The organism is Halorientalis brevis (assembly GCF_042678165.1).
In the GTDB taxonomy this organism is placed as follows: domain Archaea; phylum Halobacteriota; class Halobacteria; order Halobacteriales; family Haloarculaceae; genus Halorientalis; species Halorientalis brevis.
The window spans coordinates 94,084-109,567 of sequence record NZ_JBHUDJ010000002.1 but is presented as its reverse complement, the minus strand read 5'-3'; the positions used below and the strand labels follow the sequence as shown (position 1 = coordinate 109,567).

The 15,484-nt window shown below is 57.2% G+C and carries 20 protein-coding genes; 9 read left to right on the top strand and 11 right to left on the bottom strand.

The features are described 5' to 3' along the window. The first annotated feature begins 33 nt into the window (after positions 1-33). The gene (locus ACFR9U_RS04235; protein WP_247376413.1) at positions 34-825 is read left to right on the top strand and encodes a hypothetical protein; all 792 of its coding nucleotides are present in this window, start codon (positions 34-36) and stop codon (positions 823-825) included. 24 nt (positions 826-849) lie between these two features. Here the strand turns inward: ACFR9U_RS04235 and ACFR9U_RS04230 are convergent, their stop codons facing one another. Next, positions 850-1,863 (bottom strand): DUF7961 domain-containing protein, encoded by a 1,014-nt coding sequence (locus ACFR9U_RS04230; protein ID WP_247376415.1) that lies wholly within the window; start codon positions 1,861-1,863, stop codon positions 850-852. A 139-nt stretch (positions 1,864-2,002) separates the two neighbouring features. Here ACFR9U_RS04230 and ACFR9U_RS04225 point away from each other — a divergent pair, with 139 nt between their 5' ends. From ACFR9U_RS04225 to ACFR9U_RS04195, 7 genes are all read left to right on the top strand, one after another. After that, positions 2,003-2,335, top strand: coding sequence for a hypothetical protein (locus tag ACFR9U_RS04225; protein ID WP_247376417.1), 333 nt, complete (start codon positions 2,003-2,005; stop codon positions 2,333-2,335). After that, positions 2,335-2,733, top strand: a complete 399-nt coding sequence (locus ACFR9U_RS04220; protein WP_247376419.1) for a hypothetical protein — start codon at positions 2,335-2,337, stop codon at positions 2,731-2,733. Before ACFR9U_RS04225 ends, ACFR9U_RS04220 begins: the two co-directional genes overlap by 1 nt. Then, the gene (locus tag ACFR9U_RS04215; protein ID WP_247376421.1) at positions 2,730-4,205 is read left to right on the top strand and encodes a hypothetical protein; all 1,476 of its coding nucleotides are present in this window, start codon (positions 2,730-2,732) and stop codon (positions 4,203-4,205) included. The genes ACFR9U_RS04220 and ACFR9U_RS04215 overlap by 4 nt, the downstream gene beginning before the upstream one ends. Positions 4,206-4,247: 42 nt before the next feature. Then, the gene (locus ACFR9U_RS04210) at positions 4,248-4,757 is read left to right on the top strand and encodes a hypothetical protein (RefSeq protein ID WP_379813831.1); all 510 of its coding nucleotides are present in this window, start codon (positions 4,248-4,250) and stop codon (positions 4,755-4,757) included. Next, on the top strand, positions 4,754-5,593 hold the full coding sequence (locus tag ACFR9U_RS04205) for a DUF8125 domain-containing protein (RefSeq protein WP_247376424.1): 840 nt from the start codon (positions 4,754-4,756) through the stop codon (positions 5,591-5,593). Before ACFR9U_RS04210 ends, ACFR9U_RS04205 begins: the two co-directional genes overlap by 4 nt. Beyond that, complete coding sequence (locus tag ACFR9U_RS04200) at positions 5,586-6,578, top strand: hypothetical protein (RefSeq protein WP_247376426.1); 993 nt, start codon at positions 5,586-5,588, stop codon at positions 6,576-6,578. The genes ACFR9U_RS04205 and ACFR9U_RS04200 overlap by 8 nt, the downstream gene beginning before the upstream one ends. A 105-nt stretch (positions 6,579-6,683) precedes the next feature. After that, entirely contained in the window at positions 6,684-7,604 is a 921-nt protein-coding gene (locus ACFR9U_RS04195) for a hypothetical protein (protein WP_247376428.1), read from the top strand. Between the two features lie 314 nt (positions 7,605-7,918). Here ACFR9U_RS04195 and ACFR9U_RS04190 read toward each other — a convergent pair whose 3' ends face one another. Both ACFR9U_RS04190 and ACFR9U_RS04185 read right to left on the bottom strand, forming a co-directional pair. Further along, positions 7,919-8,218 (bottom strand): hypothetical protein, encoded by a 300-nt coding sequence (locus tag ACFR9U_RS04190; RefSeq protein WP_247376430.1) that lies wholly within the window; start codon positions 8,216-8,218, stop codon positions 7,919-7,921. Positions 8,219-8,746: 528 nt separating this feature from the next. Continuing rightward, positions 8,747-9,013: an ArsR family transcriptional regulator gene (locus ACFR9U_RS04185; RefSeq protein WP_247376432.1), complete on the bottom strand. Its 267-nt coding sequence runs from the start codon at positions 9,011-9,013 to the stop codon at positions 8,747-8,749. Between the two features lie 354 nt (positions 9,014-9,367). On the opposite strand from ACFR9U_RS04185, the gene ACFR9U_RS04180 reads away from it, so the two are divergent. Further along, a complete protein-coding gene (locus ACFR9U_RS04180) occupies positions 9,368-10,417 on the top strand; it encodes a site-specific integrase (RefSeq protein WP_247376434.1) in 1,050 nt (349 codons plus the stop codon). Positions 10,418-10,668: 251 nt separating this feature from the next. Here ACFR9U_RS04180 and ACFR9U_RS04175 read toward each other — a convergent pair whose 3' ends face one another. The 8 genes from ACFR9U_RS04175 to thpR form a co-directional block, all read right to left on the bottom strand. Further along, a complete protein-coding gene (locus ACFR9U_RS04175; protein ID WP_247376436.1) occupies positions 10,669-11,439 on the bottom strand; it encodes a hypothetical protein in 771 nt (256 codons plus the stop codon). Positions 11,440-11,553: 114 nt separating this feature from the next. After that, positions 11,554-11,769, bottom strand: a complete 216-nt coding sequence (locus ACFR9U_RS04170; RefSeq protein ID WP_247376437.1) for a heavy-metal-associated domain-containing protein — start codon at positions 11,767-11,769, stop codon at positions 11,554-11,556. Between the two features lie 164 nt (positions 11,770-11,933). Continuing rightward, positions 11,934-12,440, bottom strand: a complete 507-nt coding sequence (locus ACFR9U_RS04165) for a hypothetical protein (protein WP_247376439.1) — start codon at positions 12,438-12,440, stop codon at positions 11,934-11,936. Positions 12,441-12,452: 12 nt separating this feature from the next. Beyond that, a complete protein-coding gene (locus ACFR9U_RS04160) occupies positions 12,453-13,118 on the bottom strand; it encodes a translation initiation factor IF-6 (RefSeq protein ID WP_247376441.1) in 666 nt (221 codons plus the stop codon). Positions 13,119-13,120: 2 nt separating this feature from the next. Then, positions 13,121-13,396, bottom strand: a complete 276-nt coding sequence (locus ACFR9U_RS04155) for a 50S ribosomal protein L31e (protein WP_247376443.1) — start codon at positions 13,394-13,396, stop codon at positions 13,121-13,123. Beyond that, complete coding sequence (locus ACFR9U_RS04150; protein ID WP_247376445.1) at positions 13,396-13,548, bottom strand: 50S ribosomal protein L39e; 153 nt, start codon at positions 13,546-13,548, stop codon at positions 13,396-13,398. The genes ACFR9U_RS04155 and ACFR9U_RS04150 overlap by 1 nt, the downstream gene beginning before the upstream one ends. Before the next feature lie 317 nt (positions 13,549-13,865). Further along, positions 13,866-14,675, bottom strand: a complete 810-nt coding sequence (locus ACFR9U_RS04145; protein WP_247376447.1) for a ZIP family metal transporter — start codon at positions 14,673-14,675, stop codon at positions 13,866-13,868. Between the two features lie 113 nt (positions 14,676-14,788). After that, on the bottom strand, positions 14,789-15,346 hold the full coding sequence (gene thpR / locus ACFR9U_RS04140) for an RNA 2',3'-cyclic phosphodiesterase (protein ID WP_247376448.1): 558 nt from the start codon (positions 15,344-15,346) through the stop codon (positions 14,789-14,791). Between the last annotated feature and the right edge of the window lie 138 nt (positions 15,347-15,484).

The following is a 15,484-nucleotide window of genomic DNA, read 5'->3' as shown; positions in this document are numbered from 1 at the left end:
TCAAGAACAATCCGCTCATACAGATTGTATAGAATGACAACATCTGGTAGCGCATTTGGACAACTTTCGTACGGGGTTTTCTATGTCCCTTCTATCGTATTTGGCTATCTTCTTTCAAATCCACAAGATCCAGCGATTGACTTTCTACCTACTATTGGATTTATGTCCCTGTCTCGCCTAGATATTCTGAGTATTCTAGCTATCGTGTCATTTCTTGGAGCCATTCAAGGGCATGGAATTGCCCGAGCTGTATATGGTCCAGATGGGCCTGTTTATAGGCCTAAGCAGGGGTCTATCCAATTACAACATACCCTTGCAATTATTCTTAATGTGAAGCCAGATAGAATCCCAATTGTTCTTTGCCGCGTTCCTCAAAATGGTTATTTAATAGAAATGCTGGGATATGTTGACAATCTAAGCCGCAAATTTCTCTACAATTCCTCCAAAGGTGAAGTCCCACTAGATATTGACCCACCCTTACCAAAACACCGTTTGGAAATAGCTTATGAACAGTTGTTTGATGTGTTTGGTCTAATGTCTATTTGGAAAGTACCGCGAATTATATTTTTTCTCCCTGCTGGACTTCAAAAGATAACTGGATGGATCGCTTTTCTGCTAATGTCTGCTTCTCTATATTTCAACGGCATTAGATATGTGCCAATGTTTCTTGGGGGTGTTCTGTTTCTGCTTTTGTTCAGGGCAAAGCTTTGGGGTCCGATCCCTGACATTGCTGACCCTGATGCACTGAAAGATCGGTTCACTCCAGAGTACAAAATGCATTTGGACGATAATAGATCCAGAAAAAGGATAAACCGCAACAAATGAAGCCATCTCCTACATTTGAACCGGTTAGTCTAATTCTGTAAATTCGATTTCGTCAATAGAGTAGCTATATGTCGAAATACTCTCTTCTTTACAGTGTATTCCGAGATTGCTCGGCTCGATCTGCCTATCGAGCTGTCCTTTGTATACGACACTGACTTCACCACTCCCATCAGCGACCTCGACGACAACTGCGGTATCGGGATCGTCGTGAGATGATTTGATGACGTAATCACCGACGGTGTACGGATTCTCTGCAAATCGCAGGTTCTCGTGCTTGTACGTGTATAGTTTGATGTCCTGGTCGTCACAGTACGACGAGAGAAGTGCCGGATCGATGTCTCGCCAGTCTCCAGGTCCTTCGTCGAGTGAGCTGGGGAATGCAACCCGGACACCCTCACCGTCGAGTTCCTGGCCGTACAGTTCGACCTGGGTCTCCGGCGGCAGTACCTCGACGACGACCGCGACTGAAGCATCATCATCTTCTCGCTTCTCGACTCGATCTCCTGGCTGAAACGGATTCTCCGGCGTCTGGTTCATGTGAGCCGTGTTCGGTCCCAGATTGAGTAGATCGTTCATCGGTCGCGTCGCGAGGTGTTCCAACTTCTCGGGTGAGTCTCCGGAATACTGGTTCTCCGTCTCGACCTTCGATTTGAGCGTTTCAACCCGCTCCCACCCGAGTAGAATTAGACTGTCCTCTCGATCTCGGTGCCATACCATGACGATAATATCGTCGTCGGCATCCTTCTCGATCAGTGCCTTCGGGTGGAAGGCCGACACGTCACGGGAGGTCTTCACGTCGACCTCGTAGCCGAAGATCTCGAAGTCGTGTCCCGAGTAACTCTCGGGATTACACCGCCGCATCGCTTCCTCGTTCTCCCACTCCCACATCTCCGTCGGCAGATACTCACGGCAGAACTGCTCGAAGGCGATCTCGCCGAGATTCCCGATTCGCTTAACATCCACATCTTCAGCGTCTTGCTTCACTGCTTGGTGGTGGGCACGGCTTTGGTCGATCTCATCAGGGCTGAACTGGTACACTCGTTGTACTGCTCAGCCAATCGACAAATATATTTCCAATATATCAGCCATATACACCCCCCCAAAATCGCTAGACTGGACTACTTTCACCGAGGCTCAAATCCCGTTTAAAACACCTACATCTAGTTTATTCTAGCGCATGGCTACAGATGATGCCCCTGCGGACCTCGACTCGTTCGAAGAACCGACTGTTGACAACGACAATTCGGAAGGTATCGACCTCGAACCCGGCGACCACTACATCGGCCAGATCACCGGCTTCAAGCCGTGGGTCGGTGACTACGGCCTTCTGCTGATCGACGGCGAACCGGTCTACCTCAACCAGACGCTGCGCGACCAGTTGGTGAGTGGCTGCGTCGTCGGCTCGCAGATCATGTACGCGAAAAGCGAAGACGAGGAGTCGTTCACCGACGGCGACGGCGAAGAGGTCACGTACAACCCGCGTTCGTTCCGCTTCCAGGGTGATGACTGATGGCGACGGCACGCAAGAGCGTCATGCAGATCGTCGGTGATCGCGCCCAACTCCGAACCATTCCGGCACTGCTCTCGCTGCTGTTCGCACTGTCGTCGCTGTTCCAGTTCGGCGGCCTCGCAGCGCCGAAGTTCCTCTGGCTGAACTACACCATGACCCCGCTGCACGCGACCGCTGTCAGTGCCGCTGCCTACTTCGTCGCGTTCATGTCGTCCGAAACCCGCCAGTGGGAGAACTACGCCAAAGGCGAACAGGCGTTGATCGCGATCTCTGGCGGCGTGATCTTGGGCCAGCAGTTCGTCCCGATCGTGAGTAACACGATTTCCTCTGCTGGTGCAGCTGGTGGGATCTTCGCCTGGATGCTCTCGCTGATCGGTTGGGGTGTTGCCATCCGATGAGAGAGTCAGCCCGGCGAGTCGCCTCGATCTCCCTGGCGCTCCTGGTCCTGTCCTCGGCTGGCCTGAGTCCAGTCGGTACAGCGGCCGCATCCCACAACTGCGGGTCTGTCGACCTGACGGCAGGGCTCGCGATCACTGCAGGCGGTGAAACCGCTGAAGCGCTCGGTCTCGGGAACAACAAGGACTTTGATGGTGACCTGCTGCCTGGCTGTGACCTTCTTCACGGGTCAACTGACACAGGTGCTCTCAAAGATGTCGACAAAGCCCAGGCTCGCAGTGAAATCAAGACCGCCGCAGCTACTGCTGCACAGCACGCCCGCGACGAGCTGAAATGGTGGAACAACGGGCTTCAGGGCCTGCCGATGCAGGCCCGCAACGACGCCCTCGCTGCGTACGGCCGTGCGCTCGATAACGGTACTTCGCAGGCCGCTGCCCAGGTCGAGGCCAACGAGACCGTCGACGAGTTCTACAGCGCCCAGGTGACGAACTTCGTCGCTGACTGGAACAAGATGATCCTGTCCTGGGACGACTACGATAAAAAAGAGACCAACGAGAGCCTGGCAATTGACTACGTTGGTCGTCTCCGTCCAGACGGCGAAACCCGTAAATCTACCACCATTGAGGCCACTGAAAGCGTATCACTGTCTAACGGCAGTACTGCTGATGCTTACCGCATCAATCAGTATGGCCTGGTCAGTGAAACCGGGAACGTGACGCTGATGGTCAACAGGACTATCGAGTCACCGACCTCCTGGGAGTGGCGTCAGGTCCTGGAGAAGATGCGCCAGCAGCGCCAACAGACGAAGGCCGAGGTCAAGACCTGGATCGATCAGACCTACTCGAAAGTCGAGTCTGGTGATCTCACCTGGTCGCAGGCCGTCGGTGCTTCGACAGTTGCCCGCAACTTCGCTGCCGAAGGTGACTTCCAGTCGTGGGCTGCGGTGCGCCTCGCAAACATGAAAGGCGTCTCTATGCCCGAGAACATGTCGCAGGTCGGGTACTGGAACATCACCCACGGTCACCACACGACCAAGGGCATCCTGGCCTCAGACGGCAACCCGCCGAGCGGTGCGTTCGAGGCCGGGAAAACGTACAACGGTAGTGAGCTACCCGGCCCGCAGTACCTGATCTCCGACTCGGGCGTTACCAAACTGGACGGTCAGTTCACCATCGAGGACATCACCAACTCCGACGGTGAGAAGGTGAACAAGACCGTCATCAAGGAGGTCCACTACGAGACCGCGAACGTCTCGAACCTGAAAGCGATTCTCGAACGACAGCAGAAGCGGCGAGCCGAGCTTGAAGCTCGCGAGCAGAAGTTACTGAATCGCTCTCAAGGAGGGAGCAGTGGCCTCCTTCCCGAATCGCTACCGTTCGGAGGTGCCGGCGTCGCGGCAGGTGTCGCGATCTTCCTGCTCCTCGCGATCGTCGCATCGAGGAACCCTGCTGGTCCTGCCGCCTACAGAAAGTAACTCACAACTATGCGCTTTTTCGTGAAAGCAACCCTGATAGTCGTGCTGCTCAGTAGTATCGCCGGTCCTGCGGCTGCAGCGAACAATTCGACAGCGACGTCTTCGAATAGTTCCGCTGCTCCGCCAGGGACCTACATCAGTGAGAACGTTCGCCTCCTCGACTCAGGCTACAACCAGTCGAGTGGTGAGGCGTTCGTCGAACTGCGCTCGACCAAGACCATGGCGGTGACGATCTCCGACGGCGGAGCGTTATCGACTGGTTCTGGTGAAATTGCCTCTCGGACGTTCGTGCTCGATGCCGGTGAAACCACTCGTGTCGTCCTCCCGGTGACGAAGACAGGCGGCCGGGTCGCCGTGGTGATCGACACGCCAGGAGTCCTGTACGGTCACATCATCAAAACCAGCGACTCGATCGTCGGTCCTGGCGGTTTCACCGCTCGCGACGCTCAGATCACTGCCGCCAGCGGTGCCCTCGTCGTGGCGATCGTCTCGATCGTGATGGTCGTCCGCTACCTGGCTGGGACCAACGACGCTCCGGAGCGGATAGCATGAGATACGACGATTATCACGAGCGACGGCCTGAGACACTGACTGAATGGACGCTCTGGTTCGTGAAAGAGCGATTCCTGAGTATCATCGCGGTGATCGTCCTGGTCGGTCTCGCGTTCGTGCTGGTCGGCGTCGATCTCGGTATACCCCGATGGCTACGCCTTTCGGGACTAACCATGATCGTGCTGAGTCCGTTCGCGTACCTCGTCGGCTCCTCGATCACCGGCATGCTGCCGGACCCGCCCGGTGAGATTCTCGTCGATATTGACGCTCGGAAAATGGACGGTGCCGTGTTCTGGTTCCCGACCGACGATTTCCGTCAGCTGACCGTCACCGAAGGCGAACTGAACCAAGTCGCTCCCTCGCTGTACTTCGGGAAGCAGGTCGATCTCGATGAGATGACCGCGATCGGCACCTGGCGCGGGACACTCTCTGATCGGCAACTGCTACGCGGTCTCCAGAAAGTCTACGAATGTCGTGGCCAGCTCGAGGACGACGCGAAGAAAGGCTTCGTCCTGGAAACCCAGGCGTTCACGCTGCTCCGAAATGCAGTGCGTGAAACTACCGCTGTCGTCGTCGAGACGTTCCAGCGTGGGACGCTCCCCGACGAAGGTGAAGGACTGGACCACCAGATAGAGCAGGCGCTCGAACAGTTCGATCTCGATGATCGCATCGATGACGAACTGAGCGACCTGGACGACCTCGATGCAGACGAGGCCCTACTCGATCCGGACGGCGACCGTGACCTCGACGAACAGGCTGCTGAACAAGTCGGCGACCGCGTCGATCACGACGCAGCTCGTGCCGACGCTGCCCAGGAGGTTCCCAGCGATGACTGATATTGACGAAAAACTGCTGACTGCTGCCAAACTTCGCGAGCAAGTCCGTGGCGATCTCGATGGCGGTGATCCGCGTCTCCTTCCCCATACTGGAATGGTCACGAACGAGCGAGATCGAGCGGTTCTTTCGTTCCTCGAAACCGCTGACGTGCCTGGATCTGCTGACCTCAAGGGATGCAATAGCTTCGCTGAAACGGACCTCGGCGACACGGTGACCTCGAAAGTTCTCACCGACGAACTCTCAAAGGCCGTCGTCGACGGGAATGCCTCGATGCTTGCCTACGCTGTCGGTGTCACTGAACAAGATCTCGACGGCTCTGCACTGCGACTCCCGATGATGCTGAACGACCAGCTGCACAACAACGATGCTCCAGCATTCATTCTTGGTGCTGGCAACCCCAACACTGGGAAGACGAACACCATGTCGCTCCTTGCAGAACTCCGCAGCTATGCCCTCGATGACTACCTCGTTCTCTCGAACAGTCGATCGTGGGATCTAACCGACGTGGTGGTTACTTCTGCCCACGATCTCGCCGTCGCGCTGCTCGAACACCGCGACGTGCCGAAGTTCCTGATGATCGACGAAGCCTCGACGCACTTCGACGCCCGGACTCATCGGCGCGAGGTCGCAACCCAGTGGACTCCACTGGCAAAGCGGTTCGCCAAGATCGGTGTCGATGCCTGCGGGCTAGTCGTTCATACCGGTAAAGACTGTCACCCCGAGGCGAAGCGACTTGCGACGCTGGCGTACTATAAGACGCAGAAAGACGTTGTGGAATTCTATGAACGGTGGCCTGCTGACGGTGACTTTCCCGCCGACCAACTGTTTAATGGCTCCATTGAGGATCTGGAACCGACTAGTGTCCACTACGATCCCGACGACGCCGCACCGTGGGACTGGAACCTTGAATCAGAGTTGTTTACTCTTGACTTATCCTGGTCCAAGATCCTTGATAGGTTGTCTAATGATGGCGAATATGACTAATGGATTAATATTAAATTGCTGCAAACTCCAAAAAACGCAGGTTGATTGAATTAGATACCGGTCTTTCCCAAAGGAGTTTAATTTCATGGCTACCAACACTATCTCATGTTTGATTTCCTACCCTGGAGTAAACGAAATAGCGAACCTGAACAACGCATACATGAAGAAATAACACCTCCTGCCAGAAAACGGATCGCGCATTCTCTCCGTTTCGTAGAAAAAGAAGACATCTCCTCGGCATATGACACGTTAGTAGAACTGACTGGAAATGATCCACATTGGTTTGAGTACTCCCATAAAAGAAAACAGGAGCAATATAATTTCATCCTAAATGTAGATGATCAAGACATTTTGTTAGACTATTTAGAATTTCTGTTAAACACCATCTGGCGAAGCAGGGGGTCATATAGTACGCCTACTTATAGCACGAATGATTTGATTGAGGCCTGTCTGAAGGTTGAGATGGCATTAATTGAAGAAGGAATTTTAATTCAAATGAAACCCTCCCCTTCTGAGGAAATGATAAAAGATGAATGGAATCGAAATGACTATCATAAAATCATCTTTCAACAATTGTCTGATGAAACTATAATAGAATCGGACCAAGAACTTCGCGTCTTAGCACTTGGTGATACTTGGAAAGAACCTCTTGAAGGCTACAATGAAGCTTGGCAATTGTACAAGGAAGGAACATTCACGTATGTAATTCCAGAAAAACTCTATAATAGTCTTGAAGCAGTTTGTGAAAGAATTTGTATTGACAATGAAGAGTGGTTGGATGAGAGTGCTGGACTCGGTGATTGCATTTCCGAACTTCGGGAACAAGGTCTATTTAAACCAAATGATGAGATGGTAGCAGAATGGCAGAAAATAGCTTCCGGGATACAAGTTGGCGTTCAGAGAGCTGGTGGAGACCGAAAACGACATGAAAAAATTGATCAAGATTACTTAATATTGTTACTTCATCAGGTATCATCATTCTTGACATTTGTCATAAAGAGATACGAAAAGGAAATTCGAGAATAGAGGCTTAGAAAATTGCATTTATCGATCAATATGGGTAGATGGTTCCCTCTGATTCCTAACGGTTCAATCTCCCAGCTCGTTGTATGCCTCAATCAAGCCGCATCCACCAACCACCGAGCGACCCACCCAAACTGTCGGTCGGCTCGACGCGATCTCGATACACTCGAAATTGAATGAAAGGTTACTCTGAATTCCTCAGCAATCTATGGGAGGCCTGGAACCGTCTGTGCCCCCCTCACATGGGGGGTACACACGGAAGCCCGGCCGTTTTGAGGGACCGAAGGGACCGATATCATCGGCTGTGACAAAATCTGTTAAGAAGCTTTTCTATTGTCCTTGGTCTTTGTGCCTTCAGTAATTTCGTATTTTACACCGGTTTTTGAAGATTCTGTTACAATAATGTCTGCGTTTTTATATTCTAACGATTCGCTCATTTTATTGATCCTCTGAAGCCCTACATAAAGACTCCCGACTAGTACTATTAAAACAACACCCATGATCACAATAAAGAAGTCGCTTTTCCCATTAAGAGACCAAGTTGCAATAAACCCGCCAGATGCTCCACTCATGATATCTCTGAATGCTCGTTCAAACTGCTCTTCTTTGTTTATCATAATTTGGTCAATGTATCTTCATTAGTTAAGTGCTATATTACTATTTGTGCATAGAGTATGATTCTTTGACATCTATAGTACAAGTACAACAGTTAAGTCCCAATATTCCATAGATCTCCTGGCCCATTCTCCATGGAAGCTTAAACCGACATCTTTGTGTACGAAATCTGGCAAACTCCGACTCGCCAATTTAATATTAATTTGAACTCATCCGCTGTATAACTGTTCCAAAACCCGCGGATGGCGCGGTCGTGGATACAGCTCAACGTCGATCTCACCATCGAGATATTGCTGACCTCTTGTCGTCAACTCGACTAAATCCATGTCGTCGGTCAGGAATCCGACGAGATCTGCGTCTGCGAGGACTCGACAGCGCTCTTGAATCTGTGACTCAGTCGCGTGGAAGCCCGCTATTTTCGACATTAAACTTGGCGTCGACATATCTTCATCTCGGAGGTGTTCCAGGATTCGGTCATCCAGTGCTTCTTGCCAACTTGCGGTCCTGCGAATCGTCATGATGGAGGGTCGTTATACGTCGTTCGTCTCTTGTTCCGATGCGATACCTTCGCTGTTTACTCCGTTTTCGTCGATATAGACGCCTTCCTCCGCGTCGTATCGTTCTTCGAGATACGCTTCTCCTTCCTCGGTGATCACGTAGGCTCCGTTCCCGACGTGCTTGAGAAGCCCATGTTCGGACAACTTCTTCATGCGCCGTCCGATCTGAGTCCGCGACACTCTGATCAGACCGCTGTCGTGGATCTCTTTCGGTGTCCCTGTCCCCTCGTTTTCTCGCATCCACTCCAGTATCCGGTCATCCCAGACACTTTGCCACGAACCAGATAGACGCATTGGAGATGTCTATACATCCGCGCCCACCTAATTCACTCTTTATACAATCTTGTGCCCGCTCTAGTACTATTTGGTTGTTCGATACATTTATGCACTCTACGACTAATTGTGATTCTGCGGGCCACTGGCTGGTGGCTCAGTGTCGCCAGAAAAGGCCGTGCTGGAACACGGCCCGAAGGTGGTCCGTCCCTCGACCATGAACGACGGAACCTTGCAGGGGCGTACGCCCCACGAGAGCGTAGTCGCATCATCCGATAAAAACAGTTGGACTACCAGCTGTCGCGCTCGCGGGGGTGAGAGATGACCGACCTCGACCCGATCTCTCCCGTCGACGCTGTGGCGATGTACCACGATGCCATGCGCGACGAACACGCTGAATCCACACGCAAGAGCGCGAAGCACCGCCTTCGTGCTTTCATCCAGTTCTGCGACGAGGAAGAGATCGAGAACCTGAACGAACTCTCCGGCCGCGATCTCTACAAGTATCGGACTTGGCGACGCGAAGGCCAAGGAGATGGTCGCGACCCGATCAAGCTCGTCACGCTCAAAGGACAACTCGCGACGCTTCGCCGGTTCCTCCGTTTCGCGTCGAACATCGACGCCGTCCCGCCGGAGCTGTACGAGCAGGTCACCCTGCCGGTGATGAAAAATGGCGAGGACGTGTCAGATACGACGCTGAAACCTGCGCGGGCGATCGACATTCTCGACTATCTCGAAAACGCGCAACCCGCTTCTCGCGACCACCTGATCGTGCTGCTGCTCTGGGAAACCGGTGCGCGTACCGGCGCGATCCGCGGCCTCGACCTCGGCGATCTCGATCTCGACGGCTCCCACCCGCGACTCTCCGGACCTGCGGTTCACTTCGTCCACCGCCCGGACACCGGGACGCCACTCAAGAACCAGGAGAAAGGAACTCGGTGGAACCGGATCAGCGAGAAAGCCGCCCACTTCATCGCGGACTACATCGAGTACCACCGGCCCGACGTGACCGACGAGTACGGTCGCGACCCGCTGATCACGACTCAGTACGGTCGTCCGTCGGGCAATACGTTTCGGACCACTCTCTATCGCGTCACCCGCCCGTGCTGGCGCGGTGCCGAGTGCCCGCACGATCGCGACATCGACGACTGTGAAGCGACTCACCTGGACAAAGCGAGCCGGTGTCCCTCGGCTCGATCACCCCACGACGTGCGTAGCGGTCGGGTGACCTACTATCGTCGAGAAGACGTGCCCCGTCGAGTCGTCAAAGATCGACTCAACGCGAGCGAGGATATTCTCGATCGGCACTACGACCGTCGGAGCGACCGCGAACAGGCCGAACAGCGCAGCAACCACCTTCCTGACCTGTGAAAATGATGTGTGCTAACATTCCAGTCTCACAATCCCGAAAGTCCTGCTCCCATCGTGCCCGTCCACCTTTTTTCTCGTCGGGTTCGCCTGCGGCGAACCGCTCCTCGCAAAAACGTGGGCGAAAAAGGGCTGCTGGCTCCCGCTGGTCGCCAGCAGTGAAACGCCTCGCTTCGCTCGGCGTATGCTCTGTGATCAACGGAGACTTCTAGAGTAACAATATACTGTCGTACCACTGTCTAAACTACTCTCCGTTAGGATTCGCCGAGTTTCATCCGCTCGGGAACCACCGTCCCGTCGGCCCTGCCGAGTTCGATCAGGCCGGACGTGAGGAGGACGCCACCGATGCCGGCGACGAGGAGCGCACTGGCGGCCGGTGGGAGCAGGTCTGTGCCCGCGGTGCCGACGACCGCGCCGGTGGCGAAGCCGAGTTGTGGGGCGGTCACGCCGACGAGTCCCCAGCCACGGCTGGCCGTTGCGTAGAGGCCGCCGACGGCGACGGTCTCGACGACGGCGTGGCCAGTCAACAGCGCGACGGCGGCGAGACCGAGGCCAGCGTCCGCTGTGTAGACCCCGGCGACCAGCACGCCTTCGACGGTTCGGTGGGTGAGGATCGCGCCGAACGTGCTGTCCGCACAGGGACCACAGTCCGTGAGGGCTCTGTTCCGGACGAGCCAGGCGAGGCTGATACCGGCGACGCCGCCGACGACGGCGTATCGCCCCCGATCGACTCCCGCCGCGACCAGCCCGAGGGCGCCCAGAGCGACGACGAGCCACACGATCCACTGGGGCTGGGACGGGGACGGGGTCTGTGCGGGACGCGCCCGCCGACGGGTGACGACTCCGAGGCCGACGAGGAAACTGACGAGCACCGAGAGGGAGACGACGACGCCGAACGCGACCGGTGACTGGGCGGACGACGTCCCAGGGTCGTGACCACTGGCGACTCCCGGGACTCGCGTCATCGCGAGCAGAACGCCGATCGCCACGCCGAGGCCGCTCGGTCTGAGTCTCTCAGCACACATGTGTCCTCCCTCCGCTGTCGTCCGCCCGTCGGCTGGCACGCCGATGACGGGGGAAGCCACACCTTCTCCTCGCCGATCGACGTGGGTGCTGTGGGGTCACACCGACGCCGGTACTTACCGGTTCGCAGAGAACCCGAGTTCGTTGATCTCATCCACGAGCGCGTCCACGTCCAGATCGTCGTCGCCCTCTACCTCGACGGTCCCTTCGATGTAGTTGGCACTGACCCGCTTGACACCCGGCTTGTGGCGGAGTTCGTCCTGTATCGTGTCTTCACACCCGTTGCATTTCATGTCCGAGACGTTGATCTGGTGGGTCGAAATCGAAGCCATGTGTCACAGTACCTAACGCACTACCGCTCAAAAGCCGTTGTTCCGATATTGATGCGCCTGTGGACGGACTGATCGGCTGTTTCTCACCGATCGAAGCTCCTTGGAACCGAATACATCTCGGAGTTCTTCCCCTCCCCTCTCCGCGAACTCGCCACCGCGTATCGCTAGCCCGTCGCGTTGATCGGGTTCGGGAGCGGGTAGAGGTTCGCCGTGGTTTCCTCCTGATCGACGGTGCGAACGGGGCGGCCGTTCATCGTGACCACGAAATCCGGGTCCGGCAGGTCCGTCGCGACGTTGACCGTCGTCGCTGCCCGGCAGCTCTCGTTCTCGAATTTCAGGCTGTTTGACTGGACCGTTTCGAGGGCGATCTCGTAGTCGCCGGTCTGTCGCTGGGAGACATCGACGGTGACGTCCGTCCCACGCGGGTGGACGACGGTCGCGTTCAGCGTCGTCGTCCATCGCTCGCCGCTCGCGATGACGTGAAGCCAGCCGGCGTTCGCTCGCGGGCCGTCGTAACAGGACGGGCCGCCGCTACTGACGCTGGTCGGGAGCGTCGAGTCGTCCAGGGGCGCCGAGTTCGCGCCGCTAACGACGATTCCACCCACGAACCCGATCAGCAGGCCGGCAGCGAGAACGAAGAGAAGAGAACTGGCAGCAGCACTGTCGCGCATCGAAACGGGCTCTCAGTCGATGTAGTCGAGCGCGGACTCGATACGCCCCAGTTCCGGTCCGGTGGTGTCCTGGCCGACGACGTAGCCGGACTCGTTCGCGAGCAGTCCCGACCCGACGAGGGGACCACCGTAGTTGATGGTCCCGATGTCGGCGGGGACGTCGAGTAGCTCCTCGAGGAAGTCGAGTTCCTCGTCGGTCGATTTCGGGTGGCAGAGTACGCCGCGGTCGGTCGCGACGGCTGCGGTCCCGACGGTGCGGACGCCGGCGAGCGTCCCGCGTTCGACGGGCACGTCGAGGCCGTCTTTGACGGCCTGCACGGCCTCTCGCGGGAGGTCCGGGTGGACGTACGCGCCGCTGTTGTTGGCGAGGACGACGTTCCCGGCGGCGTTGATCCGGCCCGGGAGCTCGGTGATGGGTCGCTCGTACTGCTCGGCGATCCGCTCGCGCTCCATCTCGGAGATGCGGCTACTGACCAGCAGGCCGCTGTCGTTCCCGGTGGCGAGGGCGCCGACCGTTCCCGAGCCGCCGACGGTCGTCGGGATCGCCGGCACGTCGAGTTCCTCGGCGACGTCCTCGCGGACCTGCTCGTCGATGTCCGGCCGGATCAGGAGACAGTCGTCCGTGGCCCGGGCGAAGACGCCGACGTACGCCGAACCGGCGAAGGCCGCGCGAAGCAAAGCTATGCCGTCTCTGCCTCGACGACGCTCTCGCCCTCTTCCTCGAAGCGAGCGGCGCGCACCCGAAGCTTGCTCGGGGGCTTTTTCTGGCCCTGCGACCAGACGTCCTCGTTGATCGAGGCGTCGAGGCGGACGTCGTCTTCGTCGACGTTGAAGTGCTTCGCGAGGTGCTCGCGGATGATCGTCATCGCTCGGCCTGCACGCTCGTGTTTCGGTACCGCGTTGACGTCACGGAGCGGGACGGTGATGACCCGCTCTTCGAAATCACTTGCGCTCATTATTCGTCAGTGTCGCTGCTGCGCCAGTTGCGGCGCTTGGGGTTTCGCGAAACGTCGCGATCCGTCTTCATCATGATCCAGGCAGGCACACGGCTGTTCTGCCGGTCCTTCTTGGCGAGGCGCTTTTTCTTGGCCTTCGACTTCTTACCCATAGTGCGCTCTTCTTCCTCGCCACCGCTTAAATTTGTGTTCTTTCGAACCCACGTTTTTCTTCGTCACCAGAACGCCCGCGTTCTGGTTGGCTCACGAGAACTTTGTTCTCGTGAACGTCGGGTGTCCTCGCGAGCTAAAGCTCGCTGCGGGACCTGCGTGGCGGCTTCGCCGCCACGTTTTGAGGTTGCGGGCCAGCGGCCCGCAACCCACTCCTCGAAAAACGTGGGCGAAAAACTGCTGCTGACTCGGCCTTTGGCCTCGCCAGCAGTGAACCGGCGGCCAGCGGCCGTCGGATGCTATCAGCGACGGTTCTTGATCAGATGAACGCCAGCGGCACCATCACGAGGACGCCCACGACGAGTCCCGAGATGAGTTCCCGGTGACCGCGATTCGGGAGTCCGGCCCCGTGTTCGAGGGCCTCGGGGATGAACTCCGAGAGCACCAGATACACCATCGCGCCGGCGGCGAAGCCAAAGCCCGCGGGCAGGAACTCCTTGGCGATGCGGACGAAGTAGAAGGCGAGCACCGCCCCGATAGGCTGGGGGAGGCTGGAGAAGACAGCCCACCACACCATCTTCCAGTTCGAGATGCCCATCGACCGCAGCGGGATGGAGATGGCCAGTCCCTCCGGGATGTTGTGGATGGAGATGGCCACGGTCATGAAGATCGCGAGGAGCGGGACGACGAACGGCCCGAACGTGAGTCCGCCCGCGAGGTTCAACTCGGCGAACGAGACGCCGACGGCGACTCCCTCGGGGAAGCTGTGGACCGTCAGGATTCCGAGAATGAGCACGAGCTTCTGGAAGTCGGCTTGCTCGAAGTCCTTCGAGTCGAAGTGGTGATCCGAAATGACTCTGTTTGCGACGATGACGAGGACGACGCCGGCAAGCAATCCGCCGATCATCAGGTACACGTCGAACTGGCCGTCGGCTTCTGCCAGGCCCTCCATGACGAGCCCGAACAGCGACGCGGAGACCATGATGCCCGACGCCAGTCCCCAGAGCCCGACCTGCAGTCGCTCGCTGACGTCGTCGAGGAAGAAAAACGGGAACGCACCGATCCCCGTCGCCAGTGCCGTGATCAACCCCGCAACGAAGACTAACACCAGATTCGCCAGCAGTCCCATACTCGTCCTCGACTTGCCCCTCACGCGGCTTAAGAATTATCACTAATGTGATTGTTTTGGGTGGCCTAAACCGGGGGACGCGCGCTGGCCGTCTCGCCAATCGGTCAGCTGATTTATAACTCGAACCGTTCGAGCGTCGCGTACTCGGGACCGTCCGCAGTGAGGACGCTCTCGGTCAGTCGGACCTCCTCGACGTGCATCGTCCCGACGGTCGGTTCTGCCTCCCTGACTGTCTGTTGCACCAGTTCTTTTCCGCCAGCGTGTTCCATGCGTGCGAGCGTGACGTGGGGCGTGAACTCGTGGTCCTCCTCGTCGAATCCCAGGTCGACCAGTCGCGGTTCGATGGCCGACTGGAGGGTCACCATCTCGTCGCTCCCGGCATCGACGCCGAGCCACACGACGCTGATGTAATCCAGTGAGGGAAAGACGCCGAGGCCGCCGAACTCGGCCGTGAACGGTCCGACGCTCGCGTCAGCGACGGCGGCGTCGAGCGCGTCGACGATCGCGTCGACGCGGTGGGACGGGGTGTCGCCGAGGAACTTCATCGTGACGTGGGCCTGCCCGGGGTCGGTGAAGTTCAGGCCGGGTGCGTCGGAGAACAGGTCCTGCACGGTGGCGACCTCGTCTTCGAGCCCGTCGAGGTCGATGCTCACGAACAGTCGCTTGCCCATGGCGTCCACTACAGTCGATTCGTGCTTGAACCCACCGGCGATTTGTCAGATCGCCGCGGGTGGTCCCAGTGAGTCGGCGCGACCGTCACGTCCGAGCGCCGGCCGGTCGGGGACGTAGCCCTTAACCGGCTCCCCGCC

Coding starts and splice junctions, on each gene's coding strand:
- ACFR9U_RS04235 (WP_247376413.1), top strand. CDS start 34: ATGACAACATCTGGTAGCGCATTTGGACAACTTTCGTACGGGGTTTTC.
- ACFR9U_RS04225 (WP_247376417.1), top strand. CDS start 2,003: ATGGCTACAGATGATGCCCCTGCGGACCTCGACTCGTTCGAAGAACCG.
- ACFR9U_RS04220 (WP_247376419.1), top strand. CDS start 2,335: ATGGCGACGGCACGCAAGAGCGTCATGCAGATCGTCGGTGATCGCGCC.
- ACFR9U_RS04215 (WP_247376421.1), top strand. CDS start 2,730: ATGAGAGAGTCAGCCCGGCGAGTCGCCTCGATCTCCCTGGCGCTCCTG.
- ACFR9U_RS04205 (WP_247376424.1), top strand. CDS start 4,754: ATGAGATACGACGATTATCACGAGCGACGGCCTGAGACACTGACTGAA.
- ACFR9U_RS04200 (WP_247376426.1), top strand. CDS start 5,586: ATGACTGATATTGACGAAAAACTGCTGACTGCTGCCAAACTTCGCGAG.
- ACFR9U_RS04195 (WP_247376428.1), top strand. CDS start 6,684: ATGTTTGATTTCCTACCCTGGAGTAAACGAAATAGCGAACCTGAACAA.
- ACFR9U_RS04190 (WP_247376430.1), bottom strand. CDS start 8,218: ATGATAAACAAAGAAGAGCAGTTTGAACGAGCATTCAGAGATATCATG.
- ACFR9U_RS04185 (WP_247376432.1), bottom strand. CDS start 9,013: ATGCGAGAAAACGAGGGGACAGGGACACCGAAAGAGATCCACGACAGC.
- ACFR9U_RS04180 (WP_247376434.1), top strand. CDS start 9,368: ATGACCGACCTCGACCCGATCTCTCCCGTCGACGCTGTGGCGATGTAC.
- ACFR9U_RS04175 (WP_247376436.1), bottom strand. CDS start 11,439: ATGTGTGCTGAGAGACTCAGACCGAGCGGCCTCGGCGTGGCGATCGGC.
- ACFR9U_RS04170 (WP_247376437.1), bottom strand. CDS start 11,769: ATGGCTTCGATTTCGACCCACCAGATCAACGTCTCGGACATGAAATGC.
- ACFR9U_RS04165 (WP_247376439.1), bottom strand. CDS start 12,440: ATGCGCGACAGTGCTGCTGCCAGTTCTCTTCTCTTCGTTCTCGCTGCC.
- ACFR9U_RS04155 (WP_247376443.1), bottom strand. CDS start 13,396: ATGAGCGCAAGTGATTTCGAAGAGCGGGTCATCACCGTCCCGCTCCGT.
- ACFR9U_RS04150 (WP_247376445.1), bottom strand. CDS start 13,548: ATGGGTAAGAAGTCGAAGGCCAAGAAAAAGCGCCTCGCCAAGAAGGAC.
- ACFR9U_RS04145 (WP_247376447.1), bottom strand. CDS start 14,675: ATGGGACTGCTGGCGAATCTGGTGTTAGTCTTCGTTGCGGGGTTGATC.
- thpR (WP_247376448.1), bottom strand. CDS start 15,346: ATGGGCAAGCGACTGTTCGTGAGCATCGACCTCGACGGGCTCGAAGAC.